The organism is Mesorhizobium sp. M0833 (genome assembly GCF_040319905.1).
Lineage (GTDB): Bacteria > Pseudomonadota > Alphaproteobacteria > Rhizobiales > Rhizobiaceae > Mesorhizobium.
Map to the genome: position 1 here is coordinate 19,102 of NZ_JAMYOQ010000036.1, position 18,054 is coordinate 37,155.

At 61.5% G+C, this 18,054-nt stretch carries 30 protein-coding genes; 20 read left to right on the forward strand and 10 right to left on the reverse strand.

The genetic code is table 11. The annotated features are described in order from the left end of the window. The first annotated feature begins 3 nt into the window (after positions 1–3). Together NKH98_RS27920 and NKH98_RS27925 are read left to right on the forward strand one after the other, a co-directional pair. A complete protein-coding gene (locus NKH98_RS27920) occupies positions 4–222 on the forward strand; it encodes a hypothetical protein (protein WP_254820489.1) in 219 nt (72 codons plus the stop codon). A 33-nt stretch (positions 223–255) separates the two neighbouring features. Further along, complete coding sequence (locus NKH98_RS27925; protein ID WP_352705215.1) at positions 256–969, forward strand: class I SAM-dependent methyltransferase; 714 nt, start codon at positions 256–258, stop codon at positions 967–969. Here the strand turns inward: NKH98_RS27925 and NKH98_RS27930 are convergent. The 6 genes from NKH98_RS27930 to NKH98_RS27955 form a co-directional block, all read right to left on the reverse strand. After that, complete coding sequence (locus NKH98_RS27930; RefSeq protein ID WP_352903381.1) at positions 958–1,509, reverse strand: acyltransferase; 552 nt, start codon at positions 1,507–1,509, stop codon at positions 958–960. The genes NKH98_RS27925 and NKH98_RS27930 overlap by 12 nt on opposite strands. 1 nt (position 1,510) lies before the next feature. Then, the gene (locus tag NKH98_RS27935; RefSeq protein WP_352705211.1) at positions 1,511–1,753 is read right to left on the reverse strand and encodes a hypothetical protein; all 243 of its coding nucleotides are present in this window, start codon (positions 1,751–1,753) and stop codon (positions 1,511–1,513) included. Between the two features lie 256 nt (positions 1,754–2,009). Continuing rightward, positions 2,010–2,183 (reverse strand): hypothetical protein, encoded by a 174-nt coding sequence (locus tag NKH98_RS27940; protein WP_352740647.1) that lies wholly within the window; start codon positions 2,181–2,183, stop codon positions 2,010–2,012. Positions 2,184–2,350: 167 nt separating this feature from the next. Further along, complete coding sequence (locus NKH98_RS27945; protein ID WP_254820491.1) at positions 2,351–2,518, reverse strand: hypothetical protein; 168 nt, start codon at positions 2,516–2,518, stop codon at positions 2,351–2,353. 176 nt (positions 2,519–2,694) lie between these two features. Beyond that, a complete protein-coding gene (locus NKH98_RS27950) occupies positions 2,695–2,844 on the reverse strand; it encodes a hypothetical protein (RefSeq protein ID WP_023721750.1) in 150 nt (49 codons plus the stop codon). 173 nt (positions 2,845–3,017) lie between these two features. Continuing rightward, positions 3,018–3,203, reverse strand: coding sequence for a hypothetical protein (locus tag NKH98_RS27955; protein WP_254820493.1), 186 nt, complete (start codon positions 3,201–3,203; stop codon positions 3,018–3,020). Between the two features lie 151 nt (positions 3,204–3,354). Here NKH98_RS27955 and NKH98_RS27960 point away from each other — a divergent pair, with 151 nt between their 5' ends. The 6 genes from NKH98_RS27960 (at position 3,355) to NKH98_RS27985 (ending at position 5,623) form a co-directional block, all read left to right on the forward strand. Then, on the forward strand, positions 3,355–4,158 hold the full coding sequence (locus NKH98_RS27960) for an N-acetylmuramidase family protein (RefSeq protein WP_352903383.1): 804 nt from the start codon (positions 3,355–3,357) through the stop codon (positions 4,156–4,158). 1 nt (position 4,159) lies between these two features. Further along, a complete protein-coding gene (locus tag NKH98_RS27965) occupies positions 4,160–4,372 on the forward strand; it encodes a hypothetical protein (RefSeq protein WP_352903385.1) in 213 nt (70 codons plus the stop codon). After that, a complete protein-coding gene (locus NKH98_RS27970) occupies positions 4,372–4,641 on the forward strand; it encodes a hypothetical protein (RefSeq protein ID WP_352644921.1) in 270 nt (89 codons plus the stop codon). The genes NKH98_RS27965 and NKH98_RS27970 overlap by 1 nt, the downstream gene beginning before the upstream one ends. Then, complete coding sequence (locus NKH98_RS27975; RefSeq protein ID WP_352644920.1) at positions 4,626–4,829, forward strand: hypothetical protein; 204 nt, start codon at positions 4,626–4,628, stop codon at positions 4,827–4,829. Before NKH98_RS27970 ends, NKH98_RS27975 begins: the two co-directional genes overlap by 16 nt. Beyond that, the gene (locus NKH98_RS27980; RefSeq protein ID WP_352505661.1) at positions 4,829–5,152 is read left to right on the forward strand and encodes a hypothetical protein; all 324 of its coding nucleotides are present in this window, start codon (positions 4,829–4,831) and stop codon (positions 5,150–5,152) included. Before NKH98_RS27975 ends, NKH98_RS27980 begins: the two co-directional genes overlap by 1 nt. A 171-nt stretch (positions 5,153–5,323) precedes the next feature. Next, complete coding sequence (locus tag NKH98_RS27985; RefSeq protein ID WP_352903387.1) at positions 5,324–5,623, forward strand: hypothetical protein; 300 nt, start codon at positions 5,324–5,326, stop codon at positions 5,621–5,623. A gap of 59 nt (positions 5,624–5,682) precedes the next feature. Here NKH98_RS27985 and NKH98_RS27990 read toward each other — a convergent pair whose 3' ends face one another. After that, positions 5,683–5,958, reverse strand: coding sequence for a hypothetical protein (locus NKH98_RS27990; protein ID WP_352903388.1), 276 nt, complete (start codon positions 5,956–5,958; stop codon positions 5,683–5,685). Between the two features lie 168 nt (positions 5,959–6,126). On the opposite strand from NKH98_RS27990, the gene NKH98_RS27995 reads away from it, so the two are divergent. The 5 genes from NKH98_RS27995 to NKH98_RS28015 all read left to right on the forward strand — a co-directional run bounded on the left by NKH98_RS27995 (position 6,127) and on the right by NKH98_RS28015 (position 8,869). Then, a complete protein-coding gene (locus tag NKH98_RS27995) occupies positions 6,127–6,420 on the forward strand; it encodes a hypothetical protein (RefSeq protein ID WP_352644917.1) in 294 nt (97 codons plus the stop codon). A 364-nt stretch (positions 6,421–6,784) separates the two neighbouring features. Further along, positions 6,785–7,090 carry a DUF1236 domain-containing protein gene (locus NKH98_RS28000; RefSeq protein ID WP_352903390.1) on the forward strand — a complete coding sequence of 102 codons (306 nt, stop codon included), beginning with the start codon at positions 6,785–6,787 and terminating at the stop codon, positions 7,088–7,090. 124 nt (positions 7,091–7,214) lie between these two features. Then, positions 7,215–7,427, forward strand: a complete 213-nt coding sequence (locus tag NKH98_RS28005; RefSeq protein ID WP_254820502.1) for a hypothetical protein — start codon at positions 7,215–7,217, stop codon at positions 7,425–7,427. Positions 7,428–7,509: 82 nt separating this feature from the next. After that, positions 7,510–7,740, forward strand: coding sequence for a DUF2934 domain-containing protein (locus NKH98_RS28010; protein ID WP_254820503.1), 231 nt, complete (start codon positions 7,510–7,512; stop codon positions 7,738–7,740). A 442-nt stretch (positions 7,741–8,182) separates the two neighbouring features. Next, positions 8,183–8,869, forward strand: coding sequence for a hypothetical protein (locus NKH98_RS28015; RefSeq protein WP_352903392.1), 687 nt, complete (start codon positions 8,183–8,185; stop codon positions 8,867–8,869). Between the two features lie 144 nt (positions 8,870–9,013). On the opposite strand, the gene NKH98_RS28020 is transcribed toward NKH98_RS28015, so the two are convergent. After that, a complete protein-coding gene (locus NKH98_RS28020) occupies positions 9,014–9,346 on the reverse strand; it encodes a hypothetical protein (protein WP_352903394.1) in 333 nt (110 codons plus the stop codon). A gap of 264 nt (positions 9,347–9,610) precedes the next feature. Here NKH98_RS28020 and NKH98_RS28025 point away from each other — a divergent pair, with 264 nt between their 5' ends. From NKH98_RS28025 to NKH98_RS28035, 3 genes are all read left to right on the forward strand, one after another. Next, the gene (locus NKH98_RS28025) at positions 9,611–9,865 is read left to right on the forward strand and encodes a hypothetical protein (protein ID WP_254820505.1); all 255 of its coding nucleotides are present in this window, start codon (positions 9,611–9,613) and stop codon (positions 9,863–9,865) included. A gap of 183 nt (positions 9,866–10,048) precedes the next feature. Further along, a complete protein-coding gene (locus NKH98_RS28030; protein WP_352903396.1) occupies positions 10,049–11,296 on the forward strand; it encodes an aconitase X in 1,248 nt (415 codons plus the stop codon). Further along, positions 11,293–11,715, forward strand: coding sequence for an aconitase X swivel domain-containing protein (locus NKH98_RS28035; RefSeq protein WP_352900494.1), 423 nt, complete (start codon positions 11,293–11,295; stop codon positions 11,713–11,715). Before NKH98_RS28030 ends, NKH98_RS28035 begins: the two co-directional genes overlap by 4 nt. On the opposite strand, the gene NKH98_RS28040 is transcribed toward NKH98_RS28035, so the two are convergent. Further along, positions 11,641–12,021, reverse strand: coding sequence for a TonB-dependent receptor (locus tag NKH98_RS28040; RefSeq protein WP_352903399.1), 381 nt, complete (start codon positions 12,019–12,021; stop codon positions 11,641–11,643). The genes NKH98_RS28035 and NKH98_RS28040 overlap by 75 nt on opposite strands. Positions 12,022–12,052: 31 nt before the next feature. After that, entirely contained in the window at positions 12,053–13,084 is a 1,032-nt protein-coding gene (locus tag NKH98_RS28045; RefSeq protein WP_352903401.1) for a LacI family DNA-binding transcriptional regulator, read from the reverse strand. A gap of 370 nt (positions 13,085–13,454) precedes the next feature. On the opposite strand from NKH98_RS28045, the gene NKH98_RS28050 reads away from it, so the two are divergent. The 4 genes from NKH98_RS28050 (at position 13,455) to NKH98_RS28065 (ending at position 18,051) form a co-directional block, all read left to right on the forward strand. Then, positions 13,455–15,068 carry an extracellular solute-binding protein gene (locus NKH98_RS28050; protein WP_352475477.1) on the forward strand — a complete coding sequence of 538 codons (1,614 nt, stop codon included), beginning with the start codon at positions 13,455–13,457 and terminating at the stop codon, positions 15,066–15,068. 78 nt (positions 15,069–15,146) lie between these two features. After that, positions 15,147–16,007 (forward strand): carbohydrate ABC transporter permease, encoded by an 861-nt coding sequence (locus tag NKH98_RS28055; protein ID WP_254820511.1) that lies wholly within the window; start codon positions 15,147–15,149, stop codon positions 16,005–16,007. After that, entirely contained in the window at positions 16,004–16,963 is a 960-nt protein-coding gene (locus NKH98_RS28060) for a carbohydrate ABC transporter permease (RefSeq protein WP_352903403.1), read from the forward strand. The genes NKH98_RS28055 and NKH98_RS28060 overlap by 4 nt, the downstream gene beginning before the upstream one ends. Continuing rightward, a complete protein-coding gene (locus NKH98_RS28065) occupies positions 16,960–18,051 on the forward strand; it encodes an ABC transporter ATP-binding protein (protein WP_352903405.1) in 1,092 nt (363 codons plus the stop codon). Before NKH98_RS28060 ends, NKH98_RS28065 begins: the two co-directional genes overlap by 4 nt. Positions 18,052–18,054: the final 3 nt, after the last annotated feature.

Sequence of the window (18,054 nt, forward strand, 5' to 3'; positions counted from 1 at the left end):
GCAATGGCATTCGCTATTCAGCATAAGGGCGAAATCATCACCGAGCTCGAGGAGGGCGAGGAATGGCTGGTGGTGGGCGCAATGATCATGGTCGCAAAGCCGAAGGATCCGGCACACAGCCGCGAAATCCCGGTTCCTGACGGCGACATTGAGGGTCTCGTTGAGGTCTGGGTAGGCGGCGTAGTCGACGCTGGACGCCATTCGCAGGCAATGGCAGGATGAGGTCGGCGGGGGCTATCCTTGGAGGATTGTCTCATGGCGCATGCCGGCAGCATCATCGACATCTATGACGACTATTACGCCGATGGAAAAGTAGCCGCAAAACGGGACATAGCTTCAAACCAGTCGGTCGGGCACATCGAAGCGGTCATTCAAGGCCAATTCTTCGACAGGATTCTTGACATCGGGGCGGGCGAAGGTGCGGTGCTGGATAAGCTGAACAGGAAGGGGCTCGGTAAGAAGCTTGGCGCCGTCGAGATTTCGAAGAGCGGCGTCGAGGCCATCAAGGCAAGAAAAATCGCCAAACTGGACAGCATCGACGTATTCGACGGCTATCACATCCCTCATCCCGACAAGTCGTTCGATCTCGGGCTTGCCATTCACGTCGTCGAACACGTCGAGCACGAACGGATGTTTCTGAGGGAGGCAGCTCGGGTCTGCAAGAAGCTCTATATTGAAGTGCCTTTGGAGCATACGCGAGATCTCAGCAAGGCCATTCGAATGTCAGGGCCGTATGGGCATATCAACTTTTACACGACCCAAACGTTTGAAAACCTTCTCAAAACGTCCGGGCTAAAGGTAGAACGGCTAAAGGTTTTTGCGCACGACCTCGCCTATGAACAGCATTTGGCTGGCGAAAAAAAAGGATGGGTAAAACACAGACTGCGGACCGAATTTCTAAGGTTTGCACCCAAGACGGCGATGCGCAGCATGGCCTACATGGCCGGAGCTCTGTGCTCAAGTCAATGATCTAGCAGCAGCGCCGCCGATTTGCTTTGCAGGATTACCGCCGACCATACTAAAGGGCGGCACGTCTTTCGTGACGACAGACCCCGCACCAACGACCGATCCCTTGCCGATCGTTACGCCCTTGAGAATAATGACGTTGAAGCCGATAAAGACGCTGTCTTCAATCTTCACTGGCGCAATGGTGATCTTTGACCAGTCCTTTTTTCCCTGATGCCAGTCGGCGACATCTTCCTTGCGGTCTTGCCAACCCGTCGCGTGTGAGTTGTGATCGACGACTGTGGTACCCCAACTAATGATCACGTCATCTCCGATTTCGATCTTCTCAGCCGCCACGAGGTGGCTCTTGCCGATATAGGATCTTTTTCCAACGGTGATCTTTGCATCGGCGCGATCGAAGGAAAAGACGCCGTTGATGATGCATTCTTCGCCGATCGCATGCTTGCCTCGCCGCAAACTGCGGACGCTCCGCAGACTTAGCTTCGTTGCGGGGCCGGAGTTGATGCCGGCTAGGCGGTAGAGGAATGGTGGAACGAATGGCATATCAGTTGCGGCCGAAGCGCGACTTTCGCACCCTCTCTGCGAAAAGCTGCGATCGCTCGAAGAAATGCTTCCAATGTTGGTGTTCAGATACCCCTTCGAAGAATGTCCGCGCCGCGTCTTCGAGGTCCGAATCAATATCTTCGAGGTCCGAATCAATAATTGCACGTCGGATTGGTGGCTCGTCGGCTAACTGAGCCGACAACCGAAATTGGCTGTTCGCAATAGACAGGTCAGCCTCCATCATCCATGCGTCTCTTTACGACCTAGCTATTGCGACAAGCGGCGGCGGTTTGCAAGTTGCAAACACCCGCGCCCGCCAGTCTGGACGCCGTTTGAAAATCGCCGAAAAGACGTCGGAAGAATTGCTCTGCGAGGGCCGCTCTGGATGCTGTGCGCACCAACAATGGCACAGCCGGCCGACCAAAAATTCCTACAGCTGGAGTTGTATTTCGGAATTGTCAGGGTTCATCGCTGACGCGGACCCGTCGCCGGCGGAGCCGCTACCGTCTGCTGTCCTGCGGCTTCTGGTGAGGTTCCTGGCGTTTCGACCACCAGACAAAATAAAGCGAACCCATCTTCATCACAGGCACGCGGCGGTCGCGTTCCCGGGCTCGCAACTCACGATAGGTCTTCATCTTCAGAGTGCCGCCAGGCAACCTGATACGCACTGCCATCGGTCCAACTCCCGTTGTGCAACGCAGCAATTTTCGTGCAATGCGGTAAGTAGAGACCTTCCGTCACGGAAGAGTCAACAGCAGCCTCATCAACTTATCTTGCGAGCTCGCCTGCGGAGGCTGAGCGGGCTTCCCAGGCGCATGCCAGGTCGGAAGAATTGGGACGTTCACCGTGGCGACTGGTCGTCAATGAGTCGCTGGCGGTTCGACCACCAGGTGAAATAAACCCGGCCGATCTTGACGACAGGTATGCGGCGGGCGCGCTCGCGATCGCGCAATTCGCGGTACACTTTCACCTTCAGCGTGCCGCCTGGCATTCTGATACGTACTGCCATCGGCCCCCGCCTGATTGTGCAATGCAGCATCAAAACCTTCCGTGGCGGAAGAGTCAACGCCTGTCCGCTGACTTTTTCTGGGATTTGTCGAGCGGTCTCGGAAGTTTGGCGCGCACGGCGGTTCCTGATCCGGCACCGAGGCATCAGTGCCGGGTCGGGATCGTCGGGTGCCCGGGCTATTTCCTGGGCGAGGACTTGTTGGGCGACGATGGGCGATCGGACATGCCGCTCGGCCACCAGATGACGAAATAATTGCCGACCTGCCAAACCGGCACCTCGCGCTTCTGCTCGCGCCGCCGCAGCTCGTCCCTTTTCTTGATCTTCAAAGTCCCGCCTGGAAGCCTGATTCTTATCGTCACGTGTCCTCCCGTACCCGCTACAGGTACGAACGATAGACGGGAACGGTTTCATCCCGGCTAAGCAATTTCATCCAGGTCGAGCAATTTCGGGCGCGGTGGACGCAGGAACCGGGACCGGAGCGAGATCGCCGGAACCGGCTTCATTTGAAGAAATCCGCAATGCCGTTGATGGCCAGCACCGCGTAGACGATCGGTCCGGCGATAAACGCACAATAGAGGCAGAGGATCGCCGCCAGCACCAGCAGCAGCGGCTTGTCGCGACCGACGGCGCGGAGTTCGGACTTCACCGTCCAGCGCGCCGCAGCGGTTTGTTCATCATCAGACATGTGCACCATCCCGCGGCCATTTCACATGGCGGGTCGAAAACATCAACCTTGCTTGCCACATCGGCGCGCGCTGCCGCCCAATTCTGCTCTGCCGCCACGCACGTGCCGTTTCAAGCTCAAAACTCTGCCCGCGAGGGCGGAAAGGAAACCTATGGACCCTTTGTTCAAGGGCGCCGCCAGGCGCCTCGATGATATGGACTTGCCGAAACTCGGCGCCCGGATCGGCGTCGGCGAGGACGAGATGCACGCGTTCCTCGATGTTGAAACGAGCGGGCACGGCTTCGACGCCCTTGGCCGGCCGGTCATCCTGTTCGAGCCGCACGTCTTCTATCGCAACCTGTCGGGTGCCAAGCGGGCAAGAGCGGTAGCCGCTGGCCTCGCCTATTCGAAGTGGGGCGAGAAGCCCTATCCCAGGGATGGCTACCCACGGCTCAAGGCAGCTTGTGCGATCGACGAAACCGCGGCGCTCAAATCCGCGTCATGGGGTCTTGGCCAGGTTCTCGGCGAAAACCACGCCGCCGCCGGGTTTGCGACAGTGCAGGCCATGGTGGAAGCCATGATGGCCGACGAGGAAGCCCAGCTTGAGGCCGCGATCAACTTCATCAAGACGAACAAGCTCAACGACAATCTGCGCAATCATGACTGGGCGGGCTTCGCCAAGGGCTACAACGGCGCCGGCTACCGTAAGAACGCCTACGATACCAGGCTTGCCGAGGCCTATCGCAAATGGTCGCGCATCAAGGACACGCCTTGGCCGTCTGCCGGCCCGGTGTCGTCGGCGGTCGTCCCTGCAGCTCCGCCAGAGCCAGCGAAGCCAATTCCGGTTCCACAAGCGACCGCCACGCCCGCGTCCTCCGCGCCTCCATCGCCTGCCGCCAGGCCCGGCCTCTGGGCAGCGCTGATCGCCACCATCCTCAAATTCTCAGCAATCCTCAAACTATTCGGAAGGAAATGACATGTGGACCCGGATCAAGAGCTTCTTCCGCGGCAGCGAAACAATTGTCTGGGCGCGGCTTCAGACGGCTATCGGCATCATCGCGAGCATCGTCACCTATGTCGACCCGCAGGTTCTTTCGCCGGTCATCCCAGGGGAATGGTTCCCCTGGTTTCTTGTGATCAACGGCGTCTTGACCGAGTTCCTGCGCCGCCGCCGCGCGGAGGATTTGTGATGACCGCGCTCCTCGCCATTCTCAGCGCCATCATCGGCAACAAGGTCGTCATGACGGTATTCGCTGCTGTGGCCGGCGGCATCGGCCTTTATATTGCGGGCGGCATCAACCGGGCGAAGAAGGAGGCGGTCAAACAGGCAGAGGCAAAAATCGCGGCCGCCGAGGACCGCCTCGAAATGAACCGCGAGGCTTCCGCCGAAGGGCGGAAGGCCGCCGGCATGACCGATGCGGCAGCAAGAGCGGAGGCTGAGAAATGGGCAAGGCGCTGATCCTCTGCCTGGTGCTGGCCGGCTGCACGACAACCGCGCCGACCGGCAATCCGCGGCAAGTCTGGTGCGACCAAAGTCAGCCACGCCGGCCATCCGCCCCGGTCGTCGCCGCCATGACCCGGCCCGAGCTCAACGAGATGAACGCCTTCAACGGGCAGGGCGCCAGATGGTGCGGGTGGACGCCATGATGCATGAGCTGCTCGACGTTCTGGGCATCAAGGCGCCGGTATTGGTCGCCGGCCTGTCCGGCGGCATTTTGCGGGCCTTGTCACGTCACCGCTACAAGGTCCGCGAAATGGTGGCCTCGCCGATCTGCGGCGCGCTGGCGGCGGCCTATCTGACGCTGCCGGTCGTGCATTATTTCCGCGCCGCCGGCCTGCCCTTTCCTTCGCCGGACGACGACACCACGACGCTAGCCGCGGCCTTTCTGATTGGCGTATCGGCGATGTGGATCTCGGATATCGTCTTCGAAATGATCGTGCGCCGGTTCGGGCCGGTGAAGGAGGAGTAAGCCGCCCAAGCCTGACTAAGAGTGACGTTCAGTTGAAGCCCGCCGCGCCGAAAGGTGCGGCGGGCTTTTGCATTTTCCCTGGCAATCTGTACGATCTTTTCTTTGCGAGGGCGGCTCGATCCGGCGCTTGCGAAACCAAGATGCGCGTTAGGCTTCACGGGAGATGGCGTCATGCTTGCCAGAGTCTTGACACAAGCGGCAGTCCTTACAGCCGGGGCGCTTCTGTTTGCCGCGACGGCCGACGCCCGGCCGGACAGCCGCGCGATGACATGCGAACAGACGCAGCTTCTGATCCAGAGGCATCGCTCGGTGGTGCTGACCACCGGCCAGAACACCTACGACCGTTACGTCCGCCAATTCGGCAATGAATGCGACTGGCCGCAAGTGCCGCGCTCCGCGTATATCAAGACGCCTGACGGTCAATGTCTGGTCTATCGCTGCCAGGAGCCGGTCTTCGACTTCCCGAATTGAAAGCAGGGGCTCATCCGACCGTCTACCCGGACAGCGAGCGCAGTGCGAAAGGCAGTCGCTCATTCCTCGTCGAAAGGACCACCTTCGCGTGCGAGATCGCGTGAAATAACGCGTTCCTCAGTATCGTCCGGCAAGGCCTCGTCGCTGTCCTGGTAGGCGTTGTCGTCGTCCTCCTCCGGCAGTTCGCCGTCTTTCTCGACGTCGTAACGGATGTCGCCGTTTTGCGGCACGCCGTCTGGGAGAATTCTCCCGCTCCGGATGGCATCCCAGTCCTGCTGCTGGATCGTCGGGCTCTCTGTCTCGTTGTCGGTTCGTTCTTTCCTGCGCGGTTCCATCGCTGGTTCTCCATAATGTCGGCGGCCCTGAACTGGCTCAGTGGTTGAACTCATAAGTCTGGCGGCCGGTTCCGGGCCGCTGCGGTCTGGGCGCATTGCCGCACGACGGAACCAATCGCGCCTGCCAGCCTTCACATTCAGAAGATACTGGCGCGAAAGGAGCTCGACATGAGACCGCTCATTTTCTTGCCATATATGCTAGGCGCGCTGCTGGCGGCGCCGGCGGCCGCGCAGCCGGGCGAACAGGCGCAATCCGACCGCTGCAAGGTCGAGCCGCAGGATCAGAAGAACCAGCAGCAGAAGCCGGCCGGCAACAATTTGTCCGACACGCTCGAGCCATGCGGTGGGGTCCTGAAGCCGCCGCCAACGGGCGATCAGGGCATGGCGGCGCCACCGCCGGACGAGGGCAAGACCCCGGTGCTCAAGCCCGGCGAAGTGCCGCCACAGCCGCCAAAGCAGTAGCCGCTTCATTTGCTGCCACAGGGGCTTGCCCATGGGCGGTAACGCCGCGCTGTACCGGCAGGTTTGTTGCCCTCTCTTAGGAACATTAGCTTGTCCTAAACGTTGTTTCAGACGCAGCCGATATCACCCCCCTCCGGTGTCGCTGCTGATCGGGAAACCGATCGGCCCGCGTCTTGCGACGCGGGCCACCGTAGCTCATTTGCATGTCATTCGCCGCACCGCGCGGGCACTTCACCGCCATTCGATTAGCCGCCACTTACGGAACAACAAGGTGGCGTGGGCGTTTGCCTAGAGGGTTCGCCGCTTCGACCGGAATGCCGCGTCGCAACTGTAAGGGCGAGGCCCGTAACAACAGGAGTAGACGATGAAAATCCACCTTGTTCCTGCTGCGGGGGGATTGGTGTTGCTCGCCGGCGTCGGCGTGGCCACCGCGGACCAGGTGATTGTCACGCCCGAACAGCAGACGGTCATCCGCGAATACGTCCATAAGCACCCGTTGGCGTCGATCAATCTTCTGGGCGTGGAGCTCAATATCGGTTCCACGGTGCCAGATACGGTCGAGCTGCAACCGATCGATGTTCCCGACGTGAAGTACAGATACGTCGTCGTCGGCAATCGCACCGTGCTCGTCGACCCAGGCACCCGCAAGATCGTGCACGTCATCGAGTGATCGGCGTTCCAAACCGCGAACCGGATTTGGAAAGGTCACGGTCTAAATTATCGAATAAGAGCTCCATCCCGAGCGATCGGGATGGAGCCGCTGTCGTCGCGAAACAAGGAAAGGAGCCATTCCCATGCTGCCGCATGTCGAGCGGGCCAACGTGGCCGCCGCCGTCGACAAACTGCTTGCTGAACGAGGCGATGGGCTGCTGTCGATGAAGGCGGCGATTGCACTGTTGCGCGAACGCACCGGAACCGAGCGCTCGGACGCCGACCTTGAAGGGCTGATCATCAAGAAGGCGGCGCTCCTCGGCGTCGCCGTCCTGTGTGACAGAGAGGTTCAATGACGGTGTTGCCTGGGGGCTCAAGACGCCGGTCGAAATTTCAGCTAGAACAAAGTTGCTTACGCATAAACCGACGGAGGCAACGGTGAGGGACAGACAGGAACGGATTCGCCAGCGTGCACACGCGATCTGGGAACAGGCAGGCAGGCCCGACGGGGCGCATCAGCAGCATTGGGATCAGGCTACCGCCGAAATCGACGCAGAAATCGCCACGAAAGAGACCGCCAGCCGGCCGAAGTCGAAAGCACGTCAGCTTAAGCCGGCGCCGGCCGCCAAGGACGGAACCAAACCCAAGGCGCGACCACGCAAAGCGTGAACTCGCGCGGATTTGATTCCAACGCTGGATCTCGCGGTTCGGCGCTCTGTACTTTCGTCCGCGGTCGGCAGCAGAGACAGTCCAGACCGGTCAAAAATGACGCAGCACGGTGAAGCAAACCCGCGCAGCGCGGATATTCTCGGCCCATTGTTCTATTGCCGAGGGGTCGGTTTGATGTTGTGGTTTGCAGATTAGGAATTCGCCTTTTCGGCCGCCGACCCGTTGCGACGTTCGTCTGTTGCGGCGCCCACCAGCTGACTCTCGCATCGCTTCAAACTTTCGGAAAATTTCAATACAAATTTCACGCGGCTGTTCTTTGAAAATACACCATGGGACCAGCAAGTTGATCGGCAAAGAAACCGATCTTCTTCCTTGCACTTAGGGCGTAATGCAACCGGCGAGTTCGCGGGTTGCTCAGCGAAACTACAGCAGGGAGAATGTTATGACCATCAACATCAAAACAATCACCGGTGCAGTGGCAGGCAGCGTAGCGCTTTTCATGCTCTCGATGCCCGTGAATGCCGCGAACGGAATTGCCGTTGGTGTTGGAACATCCATCGGCGGCAACGGCGGCATCAATGCCGGCCTCGGCGCGACGGTTGGCGGTCGCGGCGGCATCAACGCCGGTGCCGGCGCAACGGTTGGCGGCAGCGGCGGCATCAAGGCAGGCTTCGGTGCCTTGGTGGGCGGCAGCGGCATTAACACCGGTGCCGGTGCTACGGTTGGCGGTTCCAGGGACATCGCCGCAGGCGCCGGCGCGTCGGTCGGGGGCAGAAGCGGCATCAACGCCGGTGCCGGCGCAACGGTTGGCGGTTCGAGCGGCATTGCCGCCGGCGCGGGGGCAGGTATCGGCAGCGGCGTTGGGGCTGGCGCGGGGGTCAGGGTCGGCAGCGGCATCAATCTCGGCGCCGGTGTCGGGATCGGTGGTACCAATCCGAGCAATCTGTCCAACCCGGGCAGCCCGTCCAATCCCAGCAATCCCAGCAATCTCAGCTTACCCCAGGTCGTCGCCGACATGTCGAGCGACAAGTTGGCCAGGATGAAGAAGCGCTGCGTAGACGTGCTGAGTAGCGAAGGCACTTACGATAGCGATCTGCGCCAATTGTGCCTGCTTATCGCGCGCCGCTAAGGCGAATACATCGGAATGAAATGTCGGACCGGGCCGAGAGGCCTTCGTCCACCAGACCTCCAGCCGTCCAAAGCCCGCCATTGCGGCGGGCTTTTTTGCCGAGCACGTGGCGGCAGCATGGCTGGGCTCACAAGAGCACGCGCCTCAATGTGTTTGACGGCCAAGATACGGCGAAGCGGCCACCCCGCCTTCCAGGGCGTCCCAGCCCAATGCGGGGCTGCTTTGCATCAGCTGAGTGCACGCAAACTCCGCCAGATCGGCTTCCGCGAAGCCGTCGAACTCGATAGCTGCGCCTTGGAGCTGGGCTGCCTGCATGACGAGCCATTCGATGTCTTCGCGCGCAATATTCTCGGCGAGGTTTTGCAGTCGCACGGCTTCGGCGACAGCAGTCAGATTGATGGCAATCCCGGACCGCAATGTAGCTCGAACTCGGGAACCGACGTCTTCGTGCAGGCGAACCGAGAATCCGTAGCGCATGGAAAACCTTCCTTTCAGGAGCGGTTTGTCCCTCGTGTTCTACCATGCGCCCAGGGCTCGTGATTGGCAAGCGAAGACCATTGAAAAATCGCTTCGTGTCAAATAGTTAGCGTATTTTGTTGATTGTCCATTTGATGCTTGATCCGCTTCATCGGACTTCTGCATGAGTCACACATCTGAAGGTCTTGACGTACTCTGCTCACGTACCTAATTCTACACAAAATCAGGGACATACTAACTAGGCTGGTATGACCGGAGGCCGAGATGTCCGAACTGGAACGCCCGGAACGATTGCAGATCATGCTGACTGTCGATGAACTGGCGGCGTTGGAGAACTGGCGCTTCGAAAAGCACATGCCGAGCCGGTCGGCCGCGGTACGTGAGCTTTTGAGGCGAGGTCTCACAGCCGATGGTTTCCTGACAGCGGCGCATGGGACCAAGTCGCGCGACTTCGGCATCCTGCCGCATTCTGCAGATGGTGACCGCAGCACGGCCGACGGACCGTCGCAGAAGGAATAGCGCCGTTTCCGCCGTGGATCGCCCGCTCTCCGACTGTGCTTCGCGTCTCTTGCTTTGCGATGAGCTGTGAACGTCTGGTCTGCTGATCGCCGCGAAGTAGAAGAGATCCGAAGCTCTGTCTTGCCAGACGCTCCGCAATCAGGGAGTGCTTGATCGGCATAGTGCTGGCTCGGGAATTTGCCGATGACGCTGGAATTGACGGCCGGCGACCAGTCGATGCTGCATGGCGAGCAAGGGTCGGCAGCGGCTGCCGCCATGAAGATCCTGGTCGCCTTCGCGAAGGCGGTCGGCGCCCGCAAGTTGTTGGATATTGCCGGTGCCCATATCGACGGCTGCCTCTATCACGGCCAGGCCAGCCTCGATTTCGTCGAAAGGCTGATCGAGGGCGGCGGCCGCGTTCGGGTGCCGACGACGCTGAATGTCGGTTCGTTCGACCTCATCCATCCCGGATTGGTGAAGATGCCGATGTCGCAAGAAGCGCCGGCGCGACGCCTGATGATGGCGCATCTGGACCTCGGCTGCCAGGCGACCTTCACCTGCGCACCCTATCAGACTCGGTTCCGGCCAAGGTTCGGCGAGCAGATAGCCTGGGGTGAGTCCAACGCCATCGTCTTTGCCAATTCGGTGATCGGGGCGCGAACCAACCGCTATGGCGATTTCATCGATTTATGCTGCGCAATGACCGGACGCGCGCCGGCCTGGGGGCTGCATCTGAGTGAAAATCGACGAGGCCAGATCCTGTTCGAGCTGACTGGCGGTCTCGAGCCCAGCGACGCCCTGTTCGTGGGTGTCGGACTACTTGTCGGGCAAAAGAGCGGCGACCGCATTCCTGTCATATCAGGCCTGCCGCAGCCGCGTGACGAGGACCAACTGAAGGCGCTGGGGGCGGCGGCGGCAACGACGGGCGCTGTGGCGCTGTTTCATGCGGTCGGCATTACGCCGGAGGCGACGACGCTGGATGAGGCGTTGCACGGCCTGGTGCCGGAGGAAAAAATCCGGATCTCTCGCGCTGATATCCGCCATGCGCTGGCCAGGCTGTCGAGCGTCCCCGACGGCGTGCAGCTTGCAGCCGTGTCGTTAGGCACGCCGCATTTCTCCCATGAAGAGTGGATGCGCCTGTTGCCGCTGCTGCGCGAAGTTGCGCCGGGCAGGGGCGTCCCGATCTATGTCAACACAGGGCGTGCCACGCTGACGCGACTGCAGGACGAAGGCGCACTGGCCGGCATGGAAGCCTTCGGCCTTGTCCCGGTTACCGACACCTGCACCTATGTCACGTCGATCCTCGAGCGTCTCGATGGCGTGGTGATGACCAATTCGGGCAAATGGGCGCATTACGCACCTGGCAACATCGGTGTCTCGGTGGCCTTCGGTGACATGGAAGACTGCGTCCGCTCGGCCGCGGCCGGCCGCGTCGTGCGAGGCGCGCCATGAAGGCGCCGGCCACGACCGGTACATTCCACCTTGCCGGCTCCGCACAGGGCCCGGCGCTGGTGCTTTCGCAGGCGCTCAGCTTCTGGGGCGGGATCGATGTCGAAACGGGCGACATCATCGACCATTCGCATCCGGACCTGGGCGGCAATATCGCCGGCAAGATCCTGGTGATGCCGAGCGGGCGGGGGTCGTCGTCCTCGTCTTCGGTTCTGGCCGAAGCGATTCGCAGAGGGACGGCGCCGGCCGGTATTATCCTGGAGCGGCCGGACCCGATCCTTGCCGTCGGCGCCATCGTTGCCGAATTCCTCTACGAAATCAGCATGCCGCTGGTCGTCTGCGACATATCAGGCATTGCCTCCGGCGACCGGATCGCCATCGGTCTGGGCGAAGATGCGCAAGCGATGGTGAGCAAGCTCTAGCCGGCCATCAGTCCCGCCGCGCCCCGCGGCCAGGTCGACGCTGAAATCGAGATTGGCGTGGCCGTTGATGCGCCAGTTGGCAAAGACGTTGACCAGATCGAAGCCGTCATCGACGAGCGCCGGTTCGTCCGGTTTGCTGCGGTTGGTGCGCGTGATCTTGCCAACGCTGAGATATTGCGCGCCAACGGTGAGCTGGTCTTCCAGCATCCTGAAGCCGACGGTCGCCGCGAGACGGTCGAGCGGCGTGTTGTTCAGCGGCTGGCCGGAATAGACGACGCTGACGATCCTGGCGTCGCGCGCCGGCAAGATTCACGAAACCCCAGCCATTCACCTGGGTTCAGATCTCCGGGATGCTCTCCCTGAAGATCACTTGCAGCCTCGGCTGGTGCAGTTCGTAAGGCAATCCCCTGACCGCGTGGGTCAAGGTGTTGAGCGCCTCGCGGGCCTCGACGCGCGGGTTCTGGTCGATGACCGCGTCGAGCGTGCCGTCGAGCAAGAGCTCCTTGGTGCCTTCCGTCACCTCATGGCCGAGAAAGACCGTCGACAGCGCGCGCCCGCGTTCCTTCAGCGCGCGGGCGATGCCGGTGTTGCCAGCGCCGACATTGTAGATGGCGGCCAGGTCCGGGTGTCGGTCGAGCAAAGCGGACGCTTCCGAATAGGCTTTTTCCCGATCGTCGAGCATTTCGCGCATCTCGACGATCTGCAGATTGGGCGATTCTTCCGTCAGTATGTGGCGGAAGCCCATCTCGCGCTCTTCGTGGCCGCGGTAGGAGAGCGAACCGGCGAACAGCGCGACCTTGCCCGGACGCCCTGCGCCCATAAAGCGGTTGAGCAGGTAGCCGGCGAGCCGGCCGGCGGCGCGGTTATCGATGCCGATATAGGCAACCCTCGGCACATGCAGGATGTCGGAAGCGAGGGTGACGACCTTGACGCCGCTGGCCGAAAGCGAGCGGATCGCCTCGCGCACCGTCGGATGGTCGAGCGCGATCACACCAACGCCTTGCGTCTGCCCGTGCAGTTCCTGCAGCAGACGGGCGAGCCGATCCGGATTGAAGCCTTCGATAGTGGCGACGCGGACGTCGAGGTCAGGCCGCGACTGCGCCTGCGCCTCGATCTGGCGGTGCAGCATCTTGATGAAGGAATTGGTGCCGGCGGGCAGGGCGAAATCGAGCCGTATGATCTCACCGCGCAGCGCGTTGAGCGAGCTCGGATTATTTGAATTTTCAGCGATATAGCCAAGCCGCTGTGCCGTTTCGAGCACGACCTCGCGAGTGCGCGCCCTGACCCCGGCGCGGTTGTTGAGCACACGGTCGACCGTGGCGGCGGATACGCCGGCTTCCCGGGCTATGTCTGTCAGGGTGGACCGCACTGTCGATCACCTCATTCCAAAATGTGCCAAAAGCGCATCGAGATTACGCATTTCATAGGTCCGATGTCGGAGAGCGGCCTCATCGCCGCTCGCGATTCTGATGGGAAATGATGTAACCGGCCTTGGCCGATCCGCAAGTCGCTGCGCTAGACCAAATTCCGAGGCGGACCAACGCGGCGAGGTGGGCAGCCTGGTTCCCTCAAATTCAAGCACCGGCTTCAGTGTGAGAGCCTTGATAAACGCCATTTTCCCCTCCCTTGAGATATTATGATGTATCTTGATTATTTATGATGTTGACAGCCTTGGTGCAGTGCCGTCAATATCCATCATAAGGGCCATGGAGGAACAAGGCCCTGAGGGAGGATTTCCAATGTCGAATTTGATCCGCGTGTCGCGGCGCCGTTTGCTGGCGTCTGGTGGAAAGGCGGCAGTGCTTGTTGCCGCCGCAGGTATCGCGCCGAAATTCATTCGCCCAAGCCGTGCCTATGCGGCCGATGCCCTGGCGCCCGGGATGATCGGTGGCCCGACCGGCTTCGACGGCTCGGAGCGCTATCAGTATGGCGCCGACACACCCGAGGGTCGCGCCATCGAGGCAGCCAAGGCGATGAAGGGCGCCGGCAAGGCGCCGACGAAGATCGTGCTCGGCCTGTCCGACGGTTCGATCGGCCAGCTGACGCAGCCGTTTCCGGCGGGCGCGCCGTCGATCAAGGATCTATGGGAGAAGGAAACCGGTATTCCGCTCGAGATCGTCGGTGTGCCCAACGGCCAGGAATTCACCAAGACGATGCAGGACATCTCCACCAAGGGTGGAGCCTACGACATCTACGCGGTCGAATGGAACCGTCTTGGCGACCTCGCCGAAACCGGCGGCATCCTCAAGCTCGACGACTTCGTTGCACAATATAAGCCGGAATGGGACGATCCCGAGCGTGGCTACGTCAACGGCGCCAAGGGCGTCTCGCTGCTCAACCAGTATCGCGGCTCGACCTACGGCGTGTCGCTGGATGGCGATTTCCAGACCTGGGTCTACCGCACCGATCTGTTCGGCGACGCAGCCGAGAAGAAGGCCTTCTCCGACAAATACGGGTATGAACTGGCGGCGCCGAAGACGTGGAAGCAGCATGACGAGATCGCAGCCTTCTTCCAGCGCCCGGACAAGGGCCTGTTCGGCTCGACCGATCTGCGCAACCAGGGCTGGGGCTATACCAACTGGTATCAGCGTTATGTCTCAATGGCTTCGCCCAATCAGTTCTTGTTCGACGATGCCGGCAAGCCGCTGATCAATTCGGAGCAAGGTATCGCGGCGACCAGCGAGTACATTGCGTCGCTTTCGCACCATTCGCCGGATGCGATCTCCTGGGGTTGGCCGGAGCAATACGGCAATTTCGCCAAGGGCGGTGCGGCCATGACCTGTGCCTTCTCCAATCTGCCGAAATTCCTCGACAATGCCGGCAACAAGGATTCAGCTGTCACTGGAAAGATCGGCTCCATGCTGCCGCCCGGCCGCGAGATCGACGGAAAACTGGTCAGCCGCTCGGTGCTGTGGCTTAACCTGTCGGCGTCGGTGTCCTCGCAAGCCAAGAACCCGGAAGCCTGCTACCTGTTCCTGCAGTGGCTGGGTTCAAGCCGCATCTACGCCTGGATGACCGCCAATCCGGGCGGCTATTTCGATCCGTTCCGGCTGTCGGATTTCTCCGATCCGCTGGTTCGCCAGACCTATCACGCCTACCACATGGACGTGGTGCGCGAGACGGTCGCCCGCACCGTGCCCACCATCAACTATCCCGGCGCCACCGCCTTCCACAACGCGCTGGACGAGAATCTCGTCGCCGCGTTGACCAAGGCCAAGACAGCCGAGCAGGCGATGGCCGACACCGAGGCCGAGTGGAAGAAGATTGCCCGTCGGACCGGCGAGGAGAAGCTTCTCGAAGCCATCAAGACAAACAAGGAGGCCTGGCCGACCGTCCTCGATCCGATCGCCTGATCCTCGCAGGATCTTACCAAGGAGGGGAGGAGCGGCCGCTCTTCCCCTCGCCAACGAAGGACCCAGCAAAGCCGCAAGATGAAGCGTTCAGTTCCTTTCGAGATATTCCGCTATGCCGCGATCCTTGCGGCGATGGCGGTGACGCTGGTGCCGATCCTGTGGATGGTGTCGATGGCGTTCAAGCCGATCGCCGAATGGTCGGCGACCGGCGCCGACCTGACATGGTGGCCGAAGAACCCGACGCTCAGCAATTTCCGCTTCGTCTTCGGGGAATCGACCAACAATCTGATCGTCGCGCTCGACCGCACCGCCTTGAAGCCGATCCTGTCGTCGCTGCTGTCGGCCACGTTCGGCACGGCGATCGCCATGTCGGCGGGCACCGCGGCGGCCTACGGGCTGTCGCGCTTCGGCTCGGGCCAGAACCTGCCGCTGGCGCTGATCCAGCTTCGCCTGTTTCCGCCGATGGCGGTCATGACCCCGGTGATGATCATGTGGGCCTTCCTCAACTTCACCGACAGCTGGTGGGGGCTGTCGCTGATCTATGGCATCGTCACGCTGCCTTTCGCCTTCTGGCTGATGAAGACCTTCTTCGACGACATGCCGCGCGAGATCGAGGAGGCGGCACTGGTCGAAGGCTGTTCGCGGTGGCGCGTCTTCACCCGCATCACACTGCCGATGATGCGCGCCCCGCTGGCCAGTGCGGCGCTGTTCGTCTTCATCCTCAACTGGTCGGACTATCTGATCGCGCTGCTTCTGACGACGCGCGAATGGGTGACGGTCCCCGTCTACATGGCCTCGCTGTCCTCCTCGATGACCGGACAGCTCTACGGCGCCAAGGCTGCTCTCGGCCTGATCGCCGCGGTGCCGCCGGTGATCATGGGCATCGCCATCCAGCGCCATCTGGTGCGCGGGCTGACCTTCGGGGCGCTCAAGCAATGAGCGCGGTGGCAGCGACGATTTCGGAGGGCGACATGCTAGCCTCCAAAGCGGCGTCGGTGTTGCCGGACGAGGGCGCACGGCTCGGCTTCCGGCTGACCCTGCCGGCGCAGATCCTGGTGCTGTTCATCGCCGTCTTCCCGCTCCTGATGCAGCTCTATATCAGCCTCACCGACTGGTCGCCGCTGTCGGGCACCGGCTGGTGGAATGCCTGGTCGATGTGGAACAGTTTCGCCAACTACACCGACCTTGCCGTCGACGCACGCTTCTGGAGCGCGCTGAAGCGCACGGCCATCGTCATGATCGTCTGCGTGCCGACGGAGTTCCTGCTCGGGCTGGCGCTCGCGACGCTGTTTGCCGACGAGTTTCCGGGCAAACGGATCTTCTACTCGATCCTCTTGATGCCGATGATGGTGGTGCCGGCGGTGGCCGGCTACATGTTCTTCATGCTGTTTCAATCAGGCGGCCCGGTCAACGACATCCTGTCGGCGATCTCAGGCTTTCCTGTCACCATCGCCTGGCTGTCGGACCCGACGCTGGCACTCATCGCCGTCATGGTCGCCGACATCTGGCAATGGACGCCCCTGATGTTCCTGATCCTGCTTGCCGGTCTGGTCGGCGTGCCTGAGGACCAGATCAAGGCGGCGACGCTGCTCGGCGCCAACCCCTGGCAGCGATTCGTCACCATCGTGCTGCCGAAGATGAAGACGATCATCGTCATCGCACTGGCGATCAGGGTGATCGAGAACTTCAAGATCTTCGACACGCTCTACATCATGACCGGCGGCGGTCCCGGCGTCGCTACCGAAACCATCTCCGTCTACATCTACAAGCTCACCACCCAGGACCTGATCTGGGGCTATGTGGCGGCAATCGCGCTGGCCATATTAATCGTGCTGTCCATCGCCGCGGTGTTTGCCATGAAACGCATGGCCCGGGTACGCGAGGTGGCGGCATGAGCACGATCCATCTGCAGAACCTGGTCAAGAAATTTGGCGACTTCACCGCGCTGAAGACGATGGATCTGGCCATTGCCGACGGCGAATTCATGGCGCTGCTGGGGCCGTCGGGCTGCGGCAAATCGACGACGATGAACATGATCGCCGGCATGGAAGAGCCGACCAGCGGCAAGATCCTGTTCGGCGAGCGCGACATGGCCGGCGTGCCGATGGGGCGGCGCGGCGTCGGCTTCGTCTTCCAGAACTATGCGATTTTCACTCATATGAGCGTGCGGCAGAACCTCGCCTACGGGCCGAAAATGCGCGGCGCACTCAAGGCCGAGGTCGACCGCCGCGTTGGCGCCATTGCCGAGATGCTGCAACTGACGCCAATGCTCGACCGCAAGGCCGACCGGCTTTCGGTCAACATATTGCAGCGGGTGGCGATCGGCCGTTCGGCGATCATGGAGCCGGCGATTTTCCTGCTCGACGAGCCGCTTTCCAATGTCGACGCGGCCTTCCGGGCGGTGATGCGGACCGAATTGAAGCAGCTGCAGCGGCAGTTCCGGCAGACCATGGTCTACGTCACCCACGACCAGCTCGAAGCGATGACCATGGCCGACCGCATCGCGGTGATGGACCACGGCGTGCTGCAGCAAGTCGGCACGCCGCTCGAGGTCTACAACGATCCGGCCAATGTCTTCGTCGCCCGCTTCATCGGCGCGCCGGGCATGAACCTGCTCAAGGGCTGGCTGGCCGAAAGCGACCGTGGCCTGGTCGTCGATCTCGGCCCGCTGGGCGCGACGCCGCCGCTGCCGGTCGAGATCGCCGATGCCGCACGCCGGATGCGCGGCGAGGTGTTTTATGGCTTTCGACCGGAGCAGGTGAAGCTGGCTGAACACGGCCCTGGCCTATCGATGCCGGTGAGTTTCGTCGAGCGGATCGGCGCGCGCACCATCATCCACCTTGGCGACGGGGAAACCGCGGTTAAGGCGGTGTTCGACAATGATGTCGGGCTGGCGATCGGGCAGACAGCCGTCGTCGCACCTGCGGCGGAGGCGGTGCGCGTCTTCGATGCCGCCACCGGCCTTGCCTTGAGAGCGGGCTGAGAC

What these genes read in the sequence shown, in the direction of transcription:
- NKH98_RS27920 (WP_254820489.1), top strand. Translation starts at nt 4, where the DNA reads ATGGCATTCGCTATTCAGCATAAGGGCGAAATCATCACCGAGCTCGAG.
- NKH98_RS27925 (WP_352705215.1), top strand. Translation starts at nt 256, where the DNA reads ATGGCGCATGCCGGCAGCATCATCGACATCTATGACGACTATTACGCC.
- NKH98_RS27930 (WP_352903381.1), bottom strand. Translation starts at nt 1,509, where the DNA reads ATGCCATTCGTTCCACCATTCCTCTACCGCCTAGCCGGCATCAACTCC.
- NKH98_RS27935 (WP_352705211.1), bottom strand. Translation starts at nt 1,753, where the DNA reads ATGATGGAGGCTGACCTGTCTATTGCGAACAGCCAATTTCGGTTGTCG.
- NKH98_RS27940 (WP_352740647.1), bottom strand. Translation starts at nt 2,183, where the DNA reads ATGGCAGTGCGTATCAGGTTGCCTGGCGGCACTCTGAAGATGAAGACC.
- NKH98_RS27945 (WP_254820491.1), bottom strand. Translation starts at nt 2,518, where the DNA reads ATGGCAGTACGTATCAGAATGCCAGGCGGCACGCTGAAGGTGAAAGTG.
- NKH98_RS27955 (WP_254820493.1), bottom strand. Translation starts at nt 3,203, where the DNA reads ATGTCTGATGATGAACAAACCGCTGCGGCGCGCTGGACGGTGAAGTCC.
- NKH98_RS27960 (WP_352903383.1), top strand. Translation starts at nt 3,355, where the DNA reads ATGGACCCTTTGTTCAAGGGCGCCGCCAGGCGCCTCGATGATATGGAC.
- NKH98_RS27965 (WP_352903385.1), top strand. Translation starts at nt 4,160, where the DNA reads ATGTGGACCCGGATCAAGAGCTTCTTCCGCGGCAGCGAAACAATTGTC.
- NKH98_RS27970 (WP_352644921.1), top strand. Translation starts at nt 4,372, where the DNA reads ATGACCGCGCTCCTCGCCATTCTCAGCGCCATCATCGGCAACAAGGTC.
- NKH98_RS27975 (WP_352644920.1), top strand. Translation starts at nt 4,626, where the DNA reads ATGGGCAAGGCGCTGATCCTCTGCCTGGTGCTGGCCGGCTGCACGACA.
- NKH98_RS27980 (WP_352505661.1), top strand. Translation starts at nt 4,829, where the DNA reads ATGCATGAGCTGCTCGACGTTCTGGGCATCAAGGCGCCGGTATTGGTC.
- NKH98_RS27985 (WP_352903387.1), top strand. Translation starts at nt 5,324, where the DNA reads ATGCTTGCCAGAGTCTTGACACAAGCGGCAGTCCTTACAGCCGGGGCG.
- NKH98_RS27990 (WP_352903388.1), bottom strand. Translation starts at nt 5,958, where the DNA reads ATGGAACCGCGCAGGAAAGAACGAACCGACAACGAGACAGAGAGCCCG.
- NKH98_RS27995 (WP_352644917.1), top strand. Translation starts at nt 6,127, where the DNA reads ATGAGACCGCTCATTTTCTTGCCATATATGCTAGGCGCGCTGCTGGCG.
- NKH98_RS28000 (WP_352903390.1), top strand. Translation starts at nt 6,785, where the DNA reads ATGAAAATCCACCTTGTTCCTGCTGCGGGGGGATTGGTGTTGCTCGCC.
- NKH98_RS28005 (WP_254820502.1), top strand. Translation starts at nt 7,215, where the DNA reads ATGCTGCCGCATGTCGAGCGGGCCAACGTGGCCGCCGCCGTCGACAAA.
- NKH98_RS28015 (WP_352903392.1), top strand. Translation starts at nt 8,183, where the DNA reads ATGACCATCAACATCAAAACAATCACCGGTGCAGTGGCAGGCAGCGTA.
- NKH98_RS28020 (WP_352903394.1), bottom strand. Translation starts at nt 9,346, where the DNA reads ATGCGCTACGGATTCTCGGTTCGCCTGCACGAAGACGTCGGTTCCCGA.
- NKH98_RS28025 (WP_254820505.1), top strand. Translation starts at nt 9,611, where the DNA reads ATGTCCGAACTGGAACGCCCGGAACGATTGCAGATCATGCTGACTGTC.
- NKH98_RS28030 (WP_352903396.1), top strand. Translation starts at nt 10,049, where the DNA reads ATGACGCTGGAATTGACGGCCGGCGACCAGTCGATGCTGCATGGCGAG.
- NKH98_RS28035 (WP_352900494.1), top strand. Translation starts at nt 11,293, where the DNA reads ATGAAGGCGCCGGCCACGACCGGTACATTCCACCTTGCCGGCTCCGCA.
- NKH98_RS28050 (WP_352475477.1), top strand. Translation starts at nt 13,455, where the DNA reads ATGTCGAATTTGATCCGCGTGTCGCGGCGCCGTTTGCTGGCGTCTGGT.
- NKH98_RS28055 (WP_254820511.1), top strand. Translation starts at nt 15,147, where the DNA reads ATGAAGCGTTCAGTTCCTTTCGAGATATTCCGCTATGCCGCGATCCTT.
- NKH98_RS28060 (WP_352903403.1), top strand. Translation starts at nt 16,004, where the DNA reads ATGAGCGCGGTGGCAGCGACGATTTCGGAGGGCGACATGCTAGCCTCC.
- NKH98_RS28065 (WP_352903405.1), top strand. Translation starts at nt 16,960, where the DNA reads ATGAGCACGATCCATCTGCAGAACCTGGTCAAGAAATTTGGCGACTTC.